Annotated in this window: 15 protein-coding genes; 10 read left to right on the forward strand and 5 right to left on the reverse strand. The window is 73.1% G+C overall.

Annotation, left to right across the window (positions count from 1 at the left end; all coding sequences use genetic code 11):
- Window positions 1-61: 61 nt before the first annotated feature.
- From ACOOHE_RS02480 to ACOOHE_RS02490, 3 genes are all read left to right on the forward strand, one after another.
- Entirely contained in the window at window positions 62-778 is a 717-nt protein-coding gene (locus ACOOHE_RS02480; protein ID WP_420456219.1) for a response regulator transcription factor, read from the forward strand.
- Complete coding sequence (locus ACOOHE_RS02485) at window positions 771-2318, forward strand: sensor histidine kinase (RefSeq protein WP_420456220.1); 1548 nt, start codon at window positions 771-773, stop codon at window positions 2316-2318. Before ACOOHE_RS02480 ends, ACOOHE_RS02485 begins: the two co-directional genes overlap by 8 nt.
- A gap of 300 nt (window positions 2319-2618) precedes the next feature.
- Window positions 2619-3164 (forward strand): hypothetical protein, encoded by a 546-nt coding sequence (locus ACOOHE_RS02490; RefSeq protein WP_420456221.1) that lies wholly within the window; start codon window positions 2619-2621, stop codon window positions 3162-3164.
- Between the two features lie 301 nt (window positions 3165-3465).
- On the opposite strand, the gene ACOOHE_RS02495 is transcribed toward ACOOHE_RS02490, so the two are convergent.
- On the reverse strand, window positions 3466-3918 hold the full coding sequence (locus tag ACOOHE_RS02495) for a hypothetical protein (protein ID WP_420456222.1): 453 nt from the start codon (window positions 3916-3918) through the stop codon (window positions 3466-3468).
- Window positions 3919-4075: 157 nt separating this feature from the next.
- Between ACOOHE_RS02495 and mnmG the strand changes: the two genes are divergently transcribed.
- Both mnmG and ACOOHE_RS02505 read left to right on the forward strand, forming a co-directional pair.
- Window positions 4076-6016 carry a tRNA uridine-5-carboxymethylaminomethyl(34) synthesis enzyme MnmG gene (gene mnmG, locus ACOOHE_RS02500; protein WP_420456223.1) on the forward strand — a complete coding sequence of 647 codons (1941 nt, stop codon included), beginning with the start codon at window positions 4076-4078 and terminating at the stop codon, window positions 6014-6016.
- A 7-nt stretch (window positions 6017-6023) separates the two neighbouring features.
- Window positions 6024-6662 carry a 16S rRNA (guanine(527)-N(7))-methyltransferase RsmG gene (locus ACOOHE_RS02505; RefSeq protein WP_420456224.1) on the forward strand — a complete coding sequence of 213 codons (639 nt, stop codon included), beginning with the start codon at window positions 6024-6026 and terminating at the stop codon, window positions 6660-6662.
- Between the two features lie 162 nt (window positions 6663-6824).
- Here ACOOHE_RS02505 and ACOOHE_RS02510 read toward each other — a convergent pair whose 3' ends face one another.
- A complete protein-coding gene (locus tag ACOOHE_RS02510) occupies window positions 6825-7451 on the reverse strand; it encodes a porin family protein (RefSeq protein WP_420456225.1) in 627 nt (208 codons plus the stop codon).
- Between the two features lie 232 nt (window positions 7452-7683).
- Here ACOOHE_RS02510 and ACOOHE_RS02515 point away from each other — a divergent pair, with 232 nt between their 5' ends.
- The gene (locus ACOOHE_RS02515; protein WP_420456226.1) at window positions 7684-8679 is read left to right on the forward strand and encodes a helix-turn-helix transcriptional regulator; all 996 of its coding nucleotides are present in this window, start codon (window positions 7684-7686) and stop codon (window positions 8677-8679) included.
- Window positions 8676-9878, forward strand: coding sequence for a hypothetical protein (locus ACOOHE_RS02520; protein ID WP_420456227.1), 1203 nt, complete (start codon window positions 8676-8678; stop codon window positions 9876-9878). Before ACOOHE_RS02515 ends, ACOOHE_RS02520 begins: the two co-directional genes overlap by 4 nt.
- Before the next feature lie 182 nt (window positions 9879-10060).
- Here ACOOHE_RS02520 and ACOOHE_RS02525 read toward each other — a convergent pair whose 3' ends face one another.
- Complete coding sequence (locus ACOOHE_RS02525) at window positions 10061-10330, reverse strand: hypothetical protein (RefSeq protein WP_420456228.1); 270 nt, start codon at window positions 10328-10330, stop codon at window positions 10061-10063.
- Between the two features lie 119 nt (window positions 10331-10449).
- Here ACOOHE_RS02525 and ACOOHE_RS02530 point away from each other — a divergent pair, with 119 nt between their 5' ends.
- A complete protein-coding gene (locus tag ACOOHE_RS02530) occupies window positions 10450-11955 on the forward strand; it encodes a bifunctional metallophosphatase/5'-nucleotidase (protein ID WP_420456229.1) in 1506 nt (501 codons plus the stop codon).
- Between the two features lies 1 nt (window position 11956).
- Here the strand turns inward: ACOOHE_RS02530 and ACOOHE_RS02535 are convergent, their stop codons facing one another.
- Window positions 11957-12439, reverse strand: a complete 483-nt coding sequence (locus ACOOHE_RS02535; RefSeq protein ID WP_420456230.1) for an FKBP-type peptidyl-prolyl cis-trans isomerase — start codon at window positions 12437-12439, stop codon at window positions 11957-11959.
- Window positions 12440-12987: 548 nt separating this feature from the next.
- Complete coding sequence (locus ACOOHE_RS02540) at window positions 12988-13674, reverse strand: NUDIX hydrolase (RefSeq protein WP_420456231.1); 687 nt, start codon at window positions 13672-13674, stop codon at window positions 12988-12990.
- A gap of 72 nt (window positions 13675-13746) precedes the next feature.
- On the opposite strand from ACOOHE_RS02540, the gene ACOOHE_RS02545 reads away from it, so the two are divergent.
- Window positions 13747-15234: a dihydrolipoyl dehydrogenase family protein gene (locus tag ACOOHE_RS02545; RefSeq protein WP_420456232.1), complete on the forward strand. Its 1488-nt coding sequence runs from the start codon at window positions 13747-13749 to the stop codon at window positions 15232-15234.
- Between the two features lie 86 nt (window positions 15235-15320).
- Window positions 15321-16895, forward strand: coding sequence for an integrin alpha (locus ACOOHE_RS02550; protein WP_420456233.1), 1575 nt, complete (start codon window positions 15321-15323; stop codon window positions 16893-16895).
- Window positions 16896-17090: the final 195 nt, after the last annotated feature.

Raw genomic sequence — 17090 nt, forward strand, 5'->3', positions numbered from 1 at the left:
TGAGGGGGGCGGGCCGGTGGCTCGCCCCTCTTCGTTCCCGCCGGACTCGCTACACTGAGCCATGACCGACGCTGCCCGCGTGCTCTTGGTCGAGGACGACGGCGACCTCGCCGACCTCCTCGGCCTCCACCTCCGCGAGGCCGGCTACGCCGTCGAGGCCGTCGCCGACGGGGCGCTCGCGCTCCAGCGCGCCTTGGCCGACCCGTACGACCTGGTCCTGCTCGACCTGATGCTCCCCGGGATGGGCGGCATGGAGGTCTGCCGCCAGCTCCGCGCGGCCGGCCGGACCGTCCCCGTCCTCATGCTGACCGCGCGCGGCGGCGAGACCGACCGCGTGCTCGGCCTCGAGACCGGCGCCGACGACTACGTCCCGAAGCCGTTCTCCGTCCGCGAGGTGCTGGCCCGCGTCGGCGCGCTGCTCCGGCGCGTGGACTACGACCGGCCGCCGGCCGACCCCGACGAGGCGCTCCGGTTCGGGACGCTGGCCGTTTTTCCTCAGCGGGCGCGCGTCGAGGTCGACGGGCAGGCCGTCGACGTGACGAAAAAGGAGCTGGAGCTGCTCGTCTTGTTCGCTCGGCACCCCGGGCGGGCGTTCAGCCGGCAGGAGTTGCTGGACAAGGTGTGGGGCGTCCAGTTCGCCGGCTACGCCCACACCGTCAACACGCACATCAACCGGCTCCGGGCGAAGGTCGAGCCGGACCCCGCGTCGCCCGTCTTCGTCCAGACCGTCTGGGGCGTCGGGTACCGCTTCGCCGAGCCGTCCGAGATCGATGCCTGAGCCCGCCATCGCCCTGTGGAATCGGTTCGGCGTCCGCCTGTCGACACTGTTTCTGGCGCTGCTGCTGGTGCTGGGCGTGGCCGTGCTCGCGCTCACGGCGCGGTCGGCGCGCGACGCCGTCGCCACGGCCGACCAGGCGCTCCACCTCGACTTCGCGGCCGAGCTGGCGCCCCGCTTCCAGCCCCACCTGATGACCGAGATCGACTCGGTGGCCATCGCCGACATCATCGCCGGGCTGTCCCAGGTCAACCGCCGGATCGACGTGTACCTCCTCGGCAGCGAGGGCATGATCAAGTCGTGGTTCATGGACGCGCGCGGACGCCCGCTCGAGCCGTTCGTGGACACGGCGCCGCTGGACCGGCTGATGGCGGGGGCCATGCCGCCGGTCTTGGGGCCGGACCCCGCGCGGCCCGGCGAGGCGCGGCCGTTCAGCGTGGCGCCCATCGAGATCATGGGCGAGCAGGGGTGCTACCTCTACGTCATCTTGCAGGGCGAGCGCTACGACGACGTGGCAGAGGCCCTGTGGCCGAGCGCCCTCGGCGGGGCCGCGGCTCGGGGGCTCGCGCTGGCGCTCGGGCTGACGGCCCTCGTCGGCGTGCTGGCGTTTTGGGGGCTCACGCGGCGCTTGCAGCGGCTGACGGCGACCGTCGGCGCGGTCGAGCGCGGGGCCCTCGCCGTCCGCGCGAGCGAGGGCGGGGCCGACGAGGTGGGCGCGCTGGGCCGGGCGTTCAACCGGATGGCGGCCCGGATCGAGGCCCAGGTCGAGGCGCTCCGCCGGACCGACCGCCAGCGCCGCGACCTCGTCGCGAACGTGAGCCACGACTTGCGGAGCCCGCTGGCGTCACTGAGAGGCTACCTCGAAACGCTGGCGATGCGGCCCGACGCGCCAGCCCACGAGCGCGAGGCCCACGTCGCGCGCGCGCTCCGGAGCGCCGAGCGGCTGTCGGCCTTGGTCGCCGACCTGTTCGACCTCGCCCGGTTCGACGCCGCTGAGATCCGCCCGCGCCCCGAGCCGACAGCGCTCGCCGAGCTCGCCGCCGACGTCGTCGCCGACCGCCGGGCCGAGGCGGCGCGCCGCGACGTCCGCCTCCACGTCCGGGCCGAAGACGGGCTTCCGCTGGCCACCCTCGACCCCGGGCTCGTGGACCGGGCCCTCGGCAACCTGGTCGACAACGCGCTCCGGCACACGCCGCCCGGCGGCGCCGTCGACGTCGAGGTCACGCGCGACGACGCCTCGACGCTGGCCGTCGCGGTCCGCGACACGGGCGAGGGGATCGCGCCGGACCTGCTCCCCCGCGTGTTCGACCGGTTCGTCCGGGCCGACCAGAGCCGGGCGGCCGACGGCGGGGCCGGGCTCGGGCTGGCCATCACCAAGCGGATCGCGGCGCTCCACGGCGGCACCGTCCGCGTCGAGAGCACCCTCGGTGCCGGCTCGACCTTCTCGCTCGTCCTGCCAGTCGAGCCGCGAGCGCCGACGGCCGACCTGGGGGAGACGGTTGGCGGGGGCGACGAGACCCGCGCTCGGCCCGTTCTCCGGTAGGGACGCGGCTCGTCGTGTCCGCCGGGGCGACCGCACGCTCCGGCGCGGACCCCTTGCTCCCCTTCCGGTCGCTGAGCCCGCCCTGAGCGGAGCCGAAGGGCTCCCAGGTCGGGGAGCTGTCCCCCTTCAAGGGGGACCGTCCGGCCGCCCGCTGAGCGGAGCGAGGGGCGTGCGGACGGGGGGGGCGCCAGCCGGTGCCGGGGCCTCGTTCGAGCGTGCGGTCGCCCTGTCGCGTCCGCCCGGAATGGCAGAGGAGGACACGTGGAGCAGTATCCTCCCGGACCTCCCGCCCTCGTTGCCATGCCGCGCGTCGCCCTCGTCGTCGCCCTCGCCCTTGTCGCCACGGTCGCCCAGGCCCAGGACGCCAACTGGCCCCAAGCCGACCCCGCCGATGTCGCCTCCATCGACGCGATCCTGGCGGCCACCTACGACGCCATCTCCGGCCCGGCGTCTCAGGCCCGCGACTGGGACCGGTTCCGGTCGCTGTTCCACCCCCAAGCCCGGCTCGTCCCCACCGGCGCGCGCCCCGACGGCGAGACCGTCGCCACCGTCCTGACGGTCGACGACTACGTCGAGCGGGCTGAGCCGTTCTTCCAGACCGCGCCGATGTTCCAGGGCAAGGGGTTCTACGAGGTCGAGGCCGCCCGCCGCGTCGAGCGCTACGGGTCCATGGCCCACGTGTGGAGCACATACGAGAGCCGCCTCGACCCGGCGGAGGCCCCGTTCGCGCGCGGCATCAACTCGTTCCAGCTGTTCTGGGACGGCGAGCGGTGGCACGTGCTCACCATATTCTGGCACCAGGAGGACGCCGCCACGCCGATCCCCGCGCCCTACCTCCCGTTCTAGCGAGGTCGAGGGTTCAGGGTTCGCTGGGGTGGTGGCCCTTGCGAACCCTGAACGCTCGACTTCACACCAAGTCTCTGGGTTTCTCCATCACCCCCACCTTGTCATCCTGAGCGGAGGCCGTCCTCGGCCGGAGTCGAAGGATCTAGCGGCTCGTCGTCTCAAAGCCCCCCACGACCAGGAGGCCGCGTCGAGCAGATCCTTCGATTTCGTTCGCCGTCGCTCGCTCCGGATGACAGAGTATGATGAGGCAAGACTTCCAAGAACGGCAGACTCCGATGACCGGGCCTCTTGGCGGGGCGCTCTAGGCGAGCGCGCGGTCGGTCGTGAAGTGGTGGGCGTCCGAGTTGGCGTAGCGGAGCTGCCACGTGTCGAGCTGCTCCTCGGACAGGCCCGTAACCATCTCGGTTACCTCGTCGATGGTCGCGTCGACCTCGGAGACGATCCCAGCGAGCTGGCCCGAGTCCGACGTCATGGCGGCCCACACCTTGAGCGTCGAGAGCTGGTTGAGCACCCGGTCGGTCAGCATCTCGCGGATCTCGTGGATGGCCTTGGCGCGGAGCCGCCGCTGGCGCTCGCGGTCGACCCACTGGATCGCGATCTGGAGCGCGAGCAGGCTGGCCCACGCCGTGCCCCCGGTGTAGAGCGGACGGACGCCTGCCAGCACCATCCACGCGATGACGGTGAAGAGGGCCGCCGTCGCCGTCGCGAGGTAGAGCTCGAAGCGGCGGACGAAGTGGGAGGCGAGCGGGTGCATGGGGCGTACCTGCGGGACGTCGTTCGGGGGTATCGGCCACCCGGCGGGGTCCCCTTAAGGGATTCCCCGGCATCGCCCGGCGCCGCCTTCGCGCGGAATCCGGGAGCCGACGCCAGGGGCTCGGTCTATCCTCCGTTCGACCCCACGCCCGTTCCCCATGAGCCCGGACACGTACGACGTCGTGGTGGTGGGCGGCGGCCACGCCGGGGCCGAGGCCGCCCACGCCGCCGCCCGCCTGGGCGCCCGCACGCTCCTCGTGTCGATGAACCTCGACACGTTGGGCGCCATGTCGTGCAACCCGGCCATCGGGGGCGTCGGCAAGGGCCAGATCGTCCGCGAGATCGACGCGCTCGGCGGGCTCATGGGGCGGCTCGCCGACACGACGGGCCTCCAGTTCCGGATGCTCAACACGAGCAAGGGACCGGCCGTCTGGAGCCCCCGCTGCCAGAGCGACCGCGCGCAGTACGCCGCCGCCGCTCGGGCCGCGCTCGAAGCGACGCCCGGCCTGTTCTTCCGCCAGGACATGGTCGTCGACCTCGTCACGCGCGCCGACGCGAGCGGCCGGCCCGAGGTGGCCGGTGTGGTCACGCAGACCGGCCTCGAGATCGCCGCGCGCGCCGTCATCCTGACGTCGGGGACGTTTCTCAACGGGACCATCCACCTAGGCGAGCAGCAGTTCGGCGGCGGCCGGGCCGGCGCGCGCGCGGCCGTCGGGCTGAGCGCGGCGCTGGAGCGGCTCGGGTTCGAGCTGGGCCGGCTCAAGACGGGCACGCCGCCCCGCATCGACGGGCGGACCGTCGACACCGCCGCGTGTGAGGAGCAGCCCGGCGACGCCGACCCCCGCCCGTTCTCGCACCTCACCGACGCGATCACGGCCAAGCAGCGGTCGTGCTGGCTGACGTGGACCTCGCCCGCCGTCCACGACACGCTGCGCACCGGCTTCGACCGCTCGCCCATGTTCGCCGGGCGGATCGAGGGGCAGGGGCCCCGCTACTGCCCCTCCATCGAGGACAAGATCGACCGCTTCGCGGACAAAGACCGGCACCAGCTCTTCCTCGAACCGGAGGGCTGGGACACGCACGAGGTCTACGTCAACGGGTTCTCGACATCGCTGCCCGAAGACGTCCAGACGGCGGCGCTCCGCCAGGTCCCCGGGCTGGAGCGGGCCCACGTGCTCCGGCCGGGCTACGCCATCGAGTACGACTACGTGCCGCCCCACCAGGTCCGCTACACGCTGGAGACGAAGGCCGTCGGCGGGCTCTTCCTGGCGGGCCAGATCAACGGGACGACGGGCTACGAGGAGGCGGCGGGGCAGGGGCTGCTGGCGGGGATCAACGCGGTCCGCCGGCTGGGGAACGAGGACGGCGTCGTGCTCGGCCGCGACCAGGCCTACCTCGGCGTGCTCGTCGACGACCTGGTGGCCAAGGGGACCGACGAGCCGTACCGCATGTTCACGTCTCGCGCCGAGCACCGGTTGCTGCTCCGCCAGGACACCGCCGACCGCCGGCTGACTCGGCTCGGCCACGACCTGGGGCTCGCGTCGGCCGAGCGGCTGGCGCGGCTCGAGCAGAAGGAGGACGCGCTCGCCCGGACGCTGGCAGCGCTGGAGACGACGAACGCGACGCCCGACGCCGTCAACGGCTACCTCGACGCCGTCGGCACGACGCCCATCTCCGAGCCGACGCGGCTGGCCCGGCTGGCGCTCCGGCCCGAAGTCGACCTCGCGGCGATGCTGGCGGCCACGGGACAGGGCGACGTGGTCGTGCTCGGACCCGGGATGGAGCGGACGGCCGAGCTGGCGGCCGTCGAGATCCGCTACGCTGGCTACGTCGAGCGCGAGCGGGCGCTGGTCGAGCAGATGCGGAGCCTGGAGCGCTGGCGGATCCCCTCTGACTTCGACGTCGGCACCGTGACGGCCATCACGCACGAGGCACGCGAGAAGCTGGCCCGCATCCGGCCGGACACGCTCGGCCAGGCCTCCCGCATCTCGGGCGTCAGCCCGGCCGACGTCCAGGCGCTCATGGTTCTCCTGAAGCGGCACCGCGCGTCGGCCGGCGATGGGGCGCTGGAGGAACCGGCCGCGCCCGAGGCGGCGTAGCCGGCCCGTGATCGCGAACCTCCCCATCGACCTCGGACACGGCCAGCGCGAGACACTCGACGCCTACGTCGGTCAGCTCGAGCGGGTCAACCACCACGTCAACCTGGTCGCCCGCCCGGCCTCCCGGGCCGATTTGGAGCGGCACGTCCGCCACTGCTTGGCGCTGGCCACGCGGCCGTTCCCCGACGGCGCCGTCGTCGTGGACTGGGGCACGGGCGGCGGGCTCCCGGCGATCCCGCTCGCGGTCGCGTTCCCCGAGATCACGGTCGTGGCCGTCGACGCGGTGGGGAAGAAGACGGAGGCGGTCAAGCTGTTCGCGCGGCGGCTCGGGATCGACAACGTCGAGGTGTGGAACGGCCGGGCCGAGGCCTACGATGGGCCGGCCCCGCACCTGTCGGTGAGCCGGGCGACGGCCCCGCTGGCGTCGCTGTGGGCGTGGCACACCCGAGCGCGCACCGACGGCCTCGACATCGCGGACGGGGCGTGGCCGCCCGGCCTGGTCTGCCTCAAAGGCGGCGACTTGGGCGCTGAGGAGGCCGACCTCCGCCAGTCCGCCCACGTCGAGGTGGAGACCTGGCCGCTCGACCCGGTCTTGGGCCCCGAGTGGGCCGACAAGGCGCTCGTCCACGTCGCCGAGCGCGCCTGACGCCGGTGGCGTGCCCTCGTCCCATCGCGGTCGTCACGGGCACGCCACCGGCGTGCCCCTACGGCGGACACGGAAAGGGACCGCGCCCGCCGGGTGCGGCCGGCGGGCGCGGGATCGGCGCGGCGGGATGCGAGGACCGCCAGCCGAGATCAGGAAGGAGGTCTAGTAGCGTCCGCGACCGCCCCGGCCGCCGGTGGCCTTCCCGCCGAAACGGTAGCCGAGCGAGACCGTGAACGCCTGGTTCCGGACGAACAGCGGGTCGACGGGGACCCCGTCGATCTCGTCATCGAATGCGTCCTGAAGCCCGATCACGTAGCGGAGGTCGACGCCCACAGGGCCCGACCAGTAGTCGGCGCCCAGTGCGATCCCGATGTCCGTCCGCGTCTGCTCGTCTTCGTTCGGCCCGCGGTCGGGGGCGAACTCAGCCCGGACGGGGATGCCGATCTGAGGCCCGGCGTACAACCCGGCGTCGGCGTAACGGGTCAGGGGGAGGCCGGCGCGGAGCAGGACCGGGACGTCGATGTAGTCGAGCTCGTAGGTGCCCGACCCGTTGTCCTGCTTCGCCCCCTCCTGGCTGTAGAGGGCCTCGACCTGAACGCCCAGGCTCGGGCTGACGTCGAACCGGAGACCGGCTCCGCCAGAGGCGCCGAGCCGGGGGTCGAAGATGAGGGCGTCGTCGCCGGAGAAGAACGCGGTGTTGAGGCCGCCCTTCAGCAGGAACGTGGTCTGGGCGGAGGCCGGGGCCGCGACGAGGGCGACGAGGGCCACGGAAAAGAAGACGAGGCGCATGGGTCCGGGGGGAATGGGATGACGTGTGCGCAGCGCCCGATGCCGGGCGTGCGGTCGAGGCTTCAAGCCGCAGACCAACGGCGCCGGGTCTCGGCTCCACGCCGTCTTCGGCCGCAGAAACGAACCGTTTCCCGCGATCCGCCGTTGACAAATCGCTGTCACCCGTCCGATCCTGCGGACGGCTCCGCCCGCCGCCGTCGTCACCCCCGCCCGCGCCCTCCGGGCCCCCCCGATGCCCCGTTCCGACCGCTCGCTCAACAAGACCGAACGCCTGTTCGCGCTGGTGCTCCTGCTCCAGAACCGGCCCAACATGACCTCGCGCGACCTCGCCGAGCACTTCGGCGTGAGCCGCCGGACCATCTTCCGCGACTTGCGCACCCTTGGTGAGAGCGGCGTCCCGCTGACCTACGCCGAGGCCGGCGGCTACGAGATCTTGGAGGGCTACCAACTCCCCCCCCTCATGTTCAGCGCCCGCGAGGCGGCCACCCTCTTGATCGGCACCGGCTTCACCAAGCTCCAGCCCGACGGCAGCTTGCGGACCGACGCCGACGCGGTGGCCATGAAGATCCGGAACGTGCTGCCCGAGCCCGTCCGCGACTATATCGACCGGTTGCAGGAGCAGACCGTGCTGGCGCCGTTCAACGAGACGCAGGTCGGCGGCGGGGCGACCGAGGACGAGGAGGGCCTGTGGTTCGACCTCTCGGAGGCGATGGCGCGGCAGCGCGTCGTCAAGATGACGTACTACGTGGCCAGCCGGGACGAGGAGACGGTCCGCGAGGTGAACCCGCTGGGCCTCGTCTACTACTCGGACCACTGGAACCTCATCGCCTACGACCACCTGCGCGACGACATCCGCAACTTCCGGCTGGACCAGATCAAGAAGGCCCGGACCCGGTTCGACACGTTCGAGCCGCCGGCCGGGTTCGACCTCAAGGAGCACCTCCGCGAGCGCGGCGCGGGCCCGAAGAACGTCCGCATGACGGTCCGCTTTCGGAACCGGGCGTGGCGCTGGGCCCGCCGCGCCGTTCCCGCCGACGTCGAGCAGGAGCTGCCCGTCGGCGGCGACTGGACCGAGGTCACGTTCGAGTTCGAGAACCTGGCCTACGTCGCCAAGTGGCTGCTCCGCTACGGGACCGACGCCGAGGTCGTGGCGCCGGCGGCGCTCCGCGACGAGGTCGCCGAGCAGGCCCGGGCCGTGGCCGAGATGTACGGGGCGGTGCCGGCATGAGCACCGACGGACCCGACCCGGCCCGCGACGCCTACGTCGTCGGCGTGATGACGATGGAGGTCGAGAACCGCGACTCCGAGCGGTTCCGGCGCCGCGTGGACGCCGCCGCGAAGGCGGTCGACGGCGTGCTGACGACCGCGCTCGGCGTCCGCGTCGAGCTCCACGCCTTCGAGGGCCCACACCTGACGCCGACGGCCGGGGCGTACTCGCCGCTCGACTTCCTCCAGATCGGGATGGCCGAGAAGCTCGAGCGCGGCGTCCACTTCCTGCTGATCGTGACCGAGGTCGACTTGTCGGCCTCGACGCTGTCGTACACGCTGGCGCTGCCGAGCCAGCTCACGAACGTGGCCGTCGTCTCGACCAAGCGGCTCGACCCGGACTTCTGGGGCGACGACCTGAGCGAGGCCGAGGCCGACGACCGGGCCGCGCGCCGGCTCGAGACGCTCGTGCTCCACTCGTTCGGCCACCTCCTCAACCTGGACCACGACCCGGACCCGCACAACGCGATGTTCGACTTCGCGGGCGTCGACGGGCTGGACGCGATGGGCGGGTTCTCCGAAGGCCAGCGCGCGGCCATGCGGCGGGCGCTCCCCCGCGAGGCCCACGAGCGGACGGCCACGAGTGGCCACGCCGCGTTCGTCTTGAAGACGCTGGCCCGGGACTGGCGGAGCATCGGGGCGGCCGTGGCCCGGGCCAACCCGCTGCGCTTGGCGACCCAGCTCCCGACGATGGTCACGGCCGCGCTCTCGGTCCTGATCTTCCTCTTCTTTACGCCCGACATGTGGGACGTCGCGAGCACGGTCGACCTCTACCAGATCGTCCTGTTCTCGGCCATCACGATCGTGGCCTCGACGGTCGTGCTGTACCGGGCGTTCGCGTTCGGCCGCGTGACCGGGCGCGGCCGGGTCCTGGCCGAGTCGACCGTCGTGACGAGCGCGGCGACGGCCGTGTGCCTGCTCCTCACGATGACCGCTCTCTTTGCCGGGTTCGCGCTGATGACCTACGGCGGCATCGTCACCATCTTCCCCCGCAAGCTGATGGAGACGTGGCCGACCGTGGACCCGGCGGTCCGCCCGCTCGACCACATCAAGCTGAGCCTGTTCGTGGCCGGGCTCGGCCTGCTGGCGGGCTCGCTCGGCGGCCGGGCCGACAGTCGGGACTTGGTCCGCGCCGTCCTGTTCGTGGACGAGGAGTCGTGACGGGACCCCCTGCCGATCCGCCCCTCGCTCCGCTCAGCGGGCGGACCGGCTGTCCCCCTTCAAGGGGGACAGCTTTCCGAGCCGGGAGCGAAGCGACTTGCCGGAAAGCGGGGGGTCCCGGTCGTCTCACGTCCTGGAGATCGGCCTACGACGGGTGCCCGCCCGCCAGCGCGCCGCTGCCTTTAGATCACCTCGAAGTCGGCCCGGATGCCGACGGCGGTCTCGACGATGTTCGTCACGTTGACCGTCACGTCGCCCTCGCCCTGGGTCGTCTTGTGGTAGATGGTGCCCTCGAAGGTGGCCTCGTCGATGTCGGTCGAGATTGCGGCCCCGTCCTCATTCGCGAAGAAGACGCCGCGGTACTGCTTCCCCTCGAACGTGTCGACGGGGAACACGTAGCCCTGACCTTCGATACCGGCCAGCTTCGCGTCGTGGAGTTCGTAGAGCGCCAAATCAAACCTCGTGGAGTGTGGGACAAAGGGGCGACCGCCGGGCCGGCCCGAGGGCCTCGCGCCGAGCCTCGCCGACCTATCCTTCAATCGACCGACGCCCCTCGGGGTTTCTCCCAGCCATGAATCTGCCGTCCGCTGCCCGCCTGCTCCTCGCCGTGGTCGCCGTCGCCGGCTGCGCGCCGACGGCCGTGGTGCCGGACGTCCCGGCGGAGCCCACGCCGCAGGCCGTCTCGTTCACCGTCCTCCACCTCAACGACGTGTACGAGATCACGCCGGTCGAGGGCGGGCGGGCCGGCGGGCTGGCGCGCGTGGCCGGCCTGCGCCAGCAGCTTCGGGCCCAGGACCCGAACACGATCACCGTGCTCGCGGGCGACTTCCTGAGCCCGTCGGCCCTCGGCACGGCCCGCGTCGACGGCGAGCGGCTCTACGGGAAGCAGATGGTGGCCGTCCTCAACGCGCTCGGGCTCGACGCCGCGGCCGTGGGCAACCACGAGTTCGACGTCAGCGCCGACGCCTTTGAAGCGCGCGTGGCCGAGGCTCGCTTCCCGTTCGTCTCTGCGAATGCCGTCCGGCCGGACGGGACGCCGTTCCCCGGGATCGCCCGGCGCCTCGTGTGGCCCGTGGCCGTCGCGCCCGGCGACACGGTCCGGGTGGGGATCGCGAGCGTCGTGCTGCCGTCGAACCCGAAGGAGTGGGTCCACTACCTCGACGCCGACTCGACGCTGCGGGCCGAGGTCGCCCGCCTTGACGCCGAGACCGACGTCGTGATCGGCCTGACGCACCAGGCGTTCGCCGACGACGTGGCCGCGGCGGCCACGATTCCCGGGCTCGACGCGGTCCTGGGCGGCCACGAGCACGAGAACGTCCGGGCCTACCGCGGGCCCCGCTTGGTCCCCGTCCTCAAGGCCGACGCGAACGCGCGGACGGTCTACGTCCACCGCGTCACGCTCGACCGGTCGACGGGCGCCGTGACGGTCGCCTCCGAGCTGGTCCCGATCACGCCGGCCACGCCCGAAGACCCCGCGACGGCCGCCGTCGTCGCCGAGTGGGTCGAGGTCGCGAGTGCCGGCTTCCGCGCCGACGGGTTCGACCCGGACCGCGTGGCCGTGGTCACGACCGAGGCGCTCGACGGCCGCGAGAGCACCGTCCGCACGCGGCCGGCGCGGCTGGGCGCGCTCATCGCCGAGGGCTTCCGCCGGGCGGGTGGCGCCGAGGCCGGCCTGTTCAACGGCGGCTCCGTCCGCGTCGACGACGTGATCCCGGCCGGGCCGTTCACCGAGTACGACGCGATCCGCGTGCTCCCGTTCGGCGGCCAGGTCGTGACCGTCCGGATGCCGGGGTCGCTGCTGGCGCGCGTGCTCGACCAGGGCCTGGCGAACGCCGGGACCGGCGGGTTTTTGCAGACCGCCGCCGTCGGCCGCCAAGGCGACTCGTGGACGGTGGCCGGCGCTCCGCTCGACCCGGGCCGCCTCTACACCGTCGCCACGAGCGACTTCCTGGTCTCGGGAAGAGAGACGGGCCTGGACTACCTCGACGCCGAGACGAACCCGGAGGTCGAGCTGGTCGGCGAGCACGGCGACGTCCGCCGGGTGCTGCTGGACGAGCTGGTGCGGGCGTACGAGTAGGTCAGCGGTCGCAGTCGCGGGCGTCTTGGGAGATCGACTTGAGCCGGATCTCGAACTCGACCGTCGAGCACGACGGGATGTCGACGAGCCCCTCGGCCTGCGCCCCGATCTGCTGGCGGCCGAACGCCAGGTCCGGCGGGACCGTTACGAGCCGCGTCTGGCCCACCCGCTGCCCGGCCATCCCCAGCAAGAACCCACGCGGAATGTTGGGCTCGCCGTTCGGGAAAACGAACCGGCGGTCCGTGCCCTGGGCGAACACGCCGCCGCCGTCGGCCAAGCGGCCGACGTACTCGACGGCGACGCAGTCGCCCGAGCGGATCTCGGCGCCGGGCGTGACGTCGGCCGGGGTGACGTCCTCGAAGGCGAACACGTCGGCGGACGGGCAGACCACCGACGAGCCGCTGCTGTCGCAGCCGGTGAGCGCGGGCGCGCCCGACAGAGCGCACAGGCCGAGGAGGGCAGGAAGCAGGCGGAGCGTGCGCATGGGTCGGGGGGAGACGGCCCGCAAGCTAGAGGGACCCGCCGAGCCGGCGCCCGCCCGGACGCCTTTTCACCCCGTCTGGGCCCAGGGTCGTTAGGTTCTGCTCGCCTCTCGCAATCGACTCCGTAAGATCGATAGTCATCCCCGCGCAGGCGGGGACCCATACGGTTCTGCTCGCTGGCTGAGCGCCGCATGGATTGGCTGCGCCGACGCTTCGCGGTCCCGCGTGCGCGGGAATGACCCGTGTTGTTTGAGTGGTCGAAAAAGAACTTGACAGCCCTGCCGTCTGGGCCGGTGATCAGTGGGCCAGGACTCTCCCCCGCACCCCGGCGATTCCACCGACGCACGGATGACTGATCCACCGGCGACCGACGCACTGCGCGAAGCGCCTCAGTGCTGTGTCCAGCCTCTATGGACCGGCTAGCGGTCGGCCCGATCCACCACCCCTGTCTCCTCCTGTCCAGGCCTGCCCCCGCGCAGGCGGGAAAGGGGGACTCCCCGACGGGCTCCAGCGTGGGGCGGACTCGGCAGTAGCGGCCTGCCGAAGCGCCTCAGGCCGTGTCGAGCGCGCCCGGGTCCACGCGGTCGAGCAACGTCCGCAGCGTGTCGAAGCCGACGCGGGCGCGGGCGTCGGCCCACGGGACCCAGGCGACGGCCTCGATCCCCTCGCGCTCTTCCGGCTCGAACGCCTGGGCCGTCGTCGTCATGGCGTACCACCGGGTCGTCTTGACGGCGTAGACGTCGCGCTTGGTCCAGGGGTACCCGTGGACCGTGTCGCCGAGGTCGGCCGTGATCGCGAGCTGGCCCTCGTCGATGCCGACCTCCTCGGCCACCTCGCGCCGGGCCGCCTCGCGGACGGTCTCGCCGTTGTCGAGCTTGCCCTTGGGGAGGTCCCACGCGCCGCGCCGGAAGATCAGGAGGACCTCGACATCCGCCTCCTGGCGGACGACGACGCCGCCGGCGGCCAGGACCGGGACAGGCTTCCACAGGTCGCCGTCGGGGTCCACGTTGAGGACGGCCGGGCGTGGGACCTCGGCCGTCGTCGGGCCGTCCGGGTGGAGCGTGAGCGCGTCGCCGTCCAGGACGAGGACGCGGCCGAGCCGGCCGTCCGGCGACACGGCCGCGCGGTGGGCCGCGTCGAGGTCGCGGTACAGCCGGAACGGCTCGCCGTCGGCCCGCCAGCCCTCGGGCGGGACGGGGTCGTGGGCGCGGACGAACGTCGGGAGGAAGAGGAGCACGGGGACCGGGTGGGCGTGTCCGGTAAGATCGCCGCTCCCGCGGCCCTCTACCGCCGTCCCTCCTCCAATCGCATGGCGTACGACGTCGACCTTCTCGTTCTCGGCGGCGGCGCCGCGGGCCTCACCGCCGCCGGCACGGCCGCCAACCTCGGGGCCAAGACGATGCTGGTCGAGCGCGACCGGCTGGGCGGCGACTGCACCTGGACCGGCTGCGTTCCGTCGAAGACGCTCCTCCACCACGCCGACCTCCGCGCCCACGCCGCGGCCGTCCTCGCCGACGCGGCCCGAGGCGATGGGGCCACCCCCAACCTTCCGCCCGTCGACTTCGCGGCCGTCATCGGCGACGTCCGTGAGACGCGGCGCGAGATCTACCAGGACGCCGACGCGCCCGAGATCTTCGAGGGGTTCGGCATCGAGGTCGTCACCGGCGACGCGGCGTTCACCGGTCCCCACGCCGTCCGCATCGACGGCGACTCGCCGCGCGACGTGACGTTCCGGATGGCCGTTATCTGCACCGGCGGCCGGGCCGCGCCGCCGCCCATCGACGGGCTCGACGAGACGCCGCACCTGACGAACGAGGGCCTGTTCGAGATCGAGACGTTGCCGGGCCACCTGGTCATCGTCGGCGCCGGGCCCATCGGGTGCGAGATGGGGCAGGCGTTCCGCCGGCTCGGCAGCGAGGTCACGATTGTCGACCGCGCCGACCGCCCGCTCGGCCGCGACGACGCCGACCACGCGCGCATCATCCAGCGGGTCCTCGAAGGCGAGGGCGTCCGCTTCGTGCTCGGCGCCGACGTGGACCGGGTCGAGGGCGAGGTCGGCGCGGTCACGCTCCACCTCTCGCGCGACGGACAGTCGGAGACCGTCGAGGGCGACACGCTGCTCATCGCGACCGGCCGCAAGCCCAACGTCGAGGGCTTGGGGCTGGAGGCGGCCGGCGTCGCCGTCGGGAAAAAGGGGGTCACGGTCAACGAGCGGTGCCGGACGTCGCAGCGCCACATCTGGGCCGCCGGCGACTGCACGGGCGAGTACCAGCTCACCCACATGAGCGAGCACATGGGGAAGCTGGCGGCCACGAACGCCGTCCTCAAGCTGCCCTCGTCCATCGACCGCGACGGCATCGCGTGGACGACGTTCACGACGCCCGAGGTCGCCCAGCTCGGGCCGACGGAGGCCGAGCTCCGCGACGACGGCCGCTCGTTCGTGACCTACCGGTTCCCCTACACCAAGGTCGACCGCGCGGCCACCGAGCACGCCACGACGGGCCACATCAAGATCCACGCGACGCGGTGGCGCGGCACCATCCTGGGCGCGAGCGTCGTCGGCGCCCGCGCGGGCGAGCTGATCTCGATGCTGGCCGTCGCCAAAAAGGGCGGCGTCTCGGTGCGGACGGTCTCGGACACCATCATCCCGTACCCGACCTACGGGCTCGGCGCCCGCCGCGCGGCCGACCAGTACTACGTCCAGAAGCAGTTCCCGACGGCCATCAGCGCCGTCAAGCGTGTGTTCGGCTACCGCGGCCTGACGCCGCCGCCGCCCGACCCCGACCGCGTGCTGTGACGCGGCCCCGCCCCGTTTGTCGCGGACGCTTTCGCCGACGTCCGTTCTCCCGCCGGGAGGGGTCGAGGGCCCGCCATCCTCGACCTGTGGGCGCCTCGTCCATACCGTCCTCCCTCCGGCTCGGCGCGTTGTGTCTGCTGGCGACCGTCGCCGCCGACGCGAGCGCCCAGGTCGACCGCTTCCAGACGATCAGCGCCCTCGACGGCGTCCCGGCCCTGGCCGATGGCGACCGGTTCGGGGTGGCCGCGGCGACGCTCGGCGACCTCGACGGGGACGGGACGGTCGAGGTCGCCGTCGGCGCCTACGGCGACGCCGAGGGCCGAGGCGCCGTCTGGCTCCTGTCGCTCGCGCCCGACGGGTCGGTCCGCGTCGCCCGCCCGATCCGGCTCGACGGGACTGAGCCGGGCGACGCCTTCGGCACCGCGCTGGCCGCACTCGGCGACCTCGACGGAGACGGGACGCCCGAGCTGGCGGTCGGCGCCGACCGCGACGACGACGGAGGCGAGGACCGAGGCGCCGTCTGGGTCCTGTCCCTCGGCGCGGCGGGCGACGTGCGGGCCGCTCGGAAGATCAGCGCGACCGCCGGCGGGCTGACCGACGTCCCGGCCGACGGGGACCTGTTCGGCCACAGCGCCGCCGCTCTCGGTGACCTCGACGGCGACGGGGTCCCCGACCTCGCGGTCGGCGCCGACGACGCGGACGACGGCGGGCCGAACCGGGGCGCCGTCTGGGTCCTGTTCCTCGCCGCCGACGGGTCGGTCCGCCAGAGCCAGCGCATCAGCGACACGGCCGGCGGCTTTGAGGGCGCGCTCGACGACGGCGACCTGTTCGGCCAGGCCGTCGCCGGGCTCGGCGACCTCGACGCCGACGGGACGCCCGACCTCGCCGTCGCGGCCTCGCTCGACGACGACGGCGGCGACGGCCAGGGCGCCGTCTGGGTCCTCTTCCTCCGGCCGGACGGGACCGTCCGCCAGCACCAGAAGATCAGCGCGACGGCCGGCGGATTCAGCGGGGCCCTCGACCCGCTCGACGTGTTCGGGAGCTCGCTCGTGGCGACCGGCGACCTCGACGGCGATGGGACCCCGGACCTCGCCGTCGGCGCCAACCGCGACGACGACGGCGGGCCCAACCGCGGCGCGGGCTGGCTCCTGTTCCTCCGCTCCGACGGGACCGCCCGGGCCCACCAAAAGCTGAGCGCGACTGCGGGCGGCGCGGTCGGCCCGCTCGCCGACGGGGACGAGTGGAACCCGACGGCGGCCTTGGGCGACCTCGACGGCGACGGGGCGGCCGACCTTCTGTTCGGCTCCCGCCTCTCCGACCTCGGCGGCCCCACGCGCGGCGCGGCCCGCGTCCTGTTTACCGGAACCGCCGTCGCGGACGAGGCCCGCCCGCCTGCCTCAGGCCTCGTGCTGGGCCCGCCGTTCCCATCGCCGACGCGGGGCCGGTCCGAGGTCCGGTTCCAGCTCGACGCCCCGGCCTGGGTCACCGTCCGCGTGGTCGACGCGCTGGGCCGCGTGCTCGCCACGCTCGTCGACGGCGACCGGCCGGCCGGCTCGCACCGGGTCGCGCTCGACGGGTCCGGGTGGGCCGCTGGCGTCGTGTTCGTCCGGGCGGAGGTGGACGGCGCGTCGTCGAGTCGCCCGCTCGTCGTCGTCCGCTAGTGCCGTGACACGTTGCTCGTGAGCGGACTCCCTGGTCGGTCGGCCATCGCTCCGCTCAGCGGCCGGCCGACCTATCACCCTTGAAGGGCAGGGCTGCTACGTCCTGTCGATAGCAATCGAATCACAGTCGTCATTGGCTGGCGCCGTCGCTTCGCGGTCCCGCGCACGCGGGAATCCATGCGGCCATTGTGTTCG

It is taken from the genome of Rubrivirga sp. (assembly GCF_965213695.1).
Lineage (GTDB): Bacteria > Bacteroidota > Rhodothermia > Rhodothermales > Rubricoccaceae > Rubrivirga.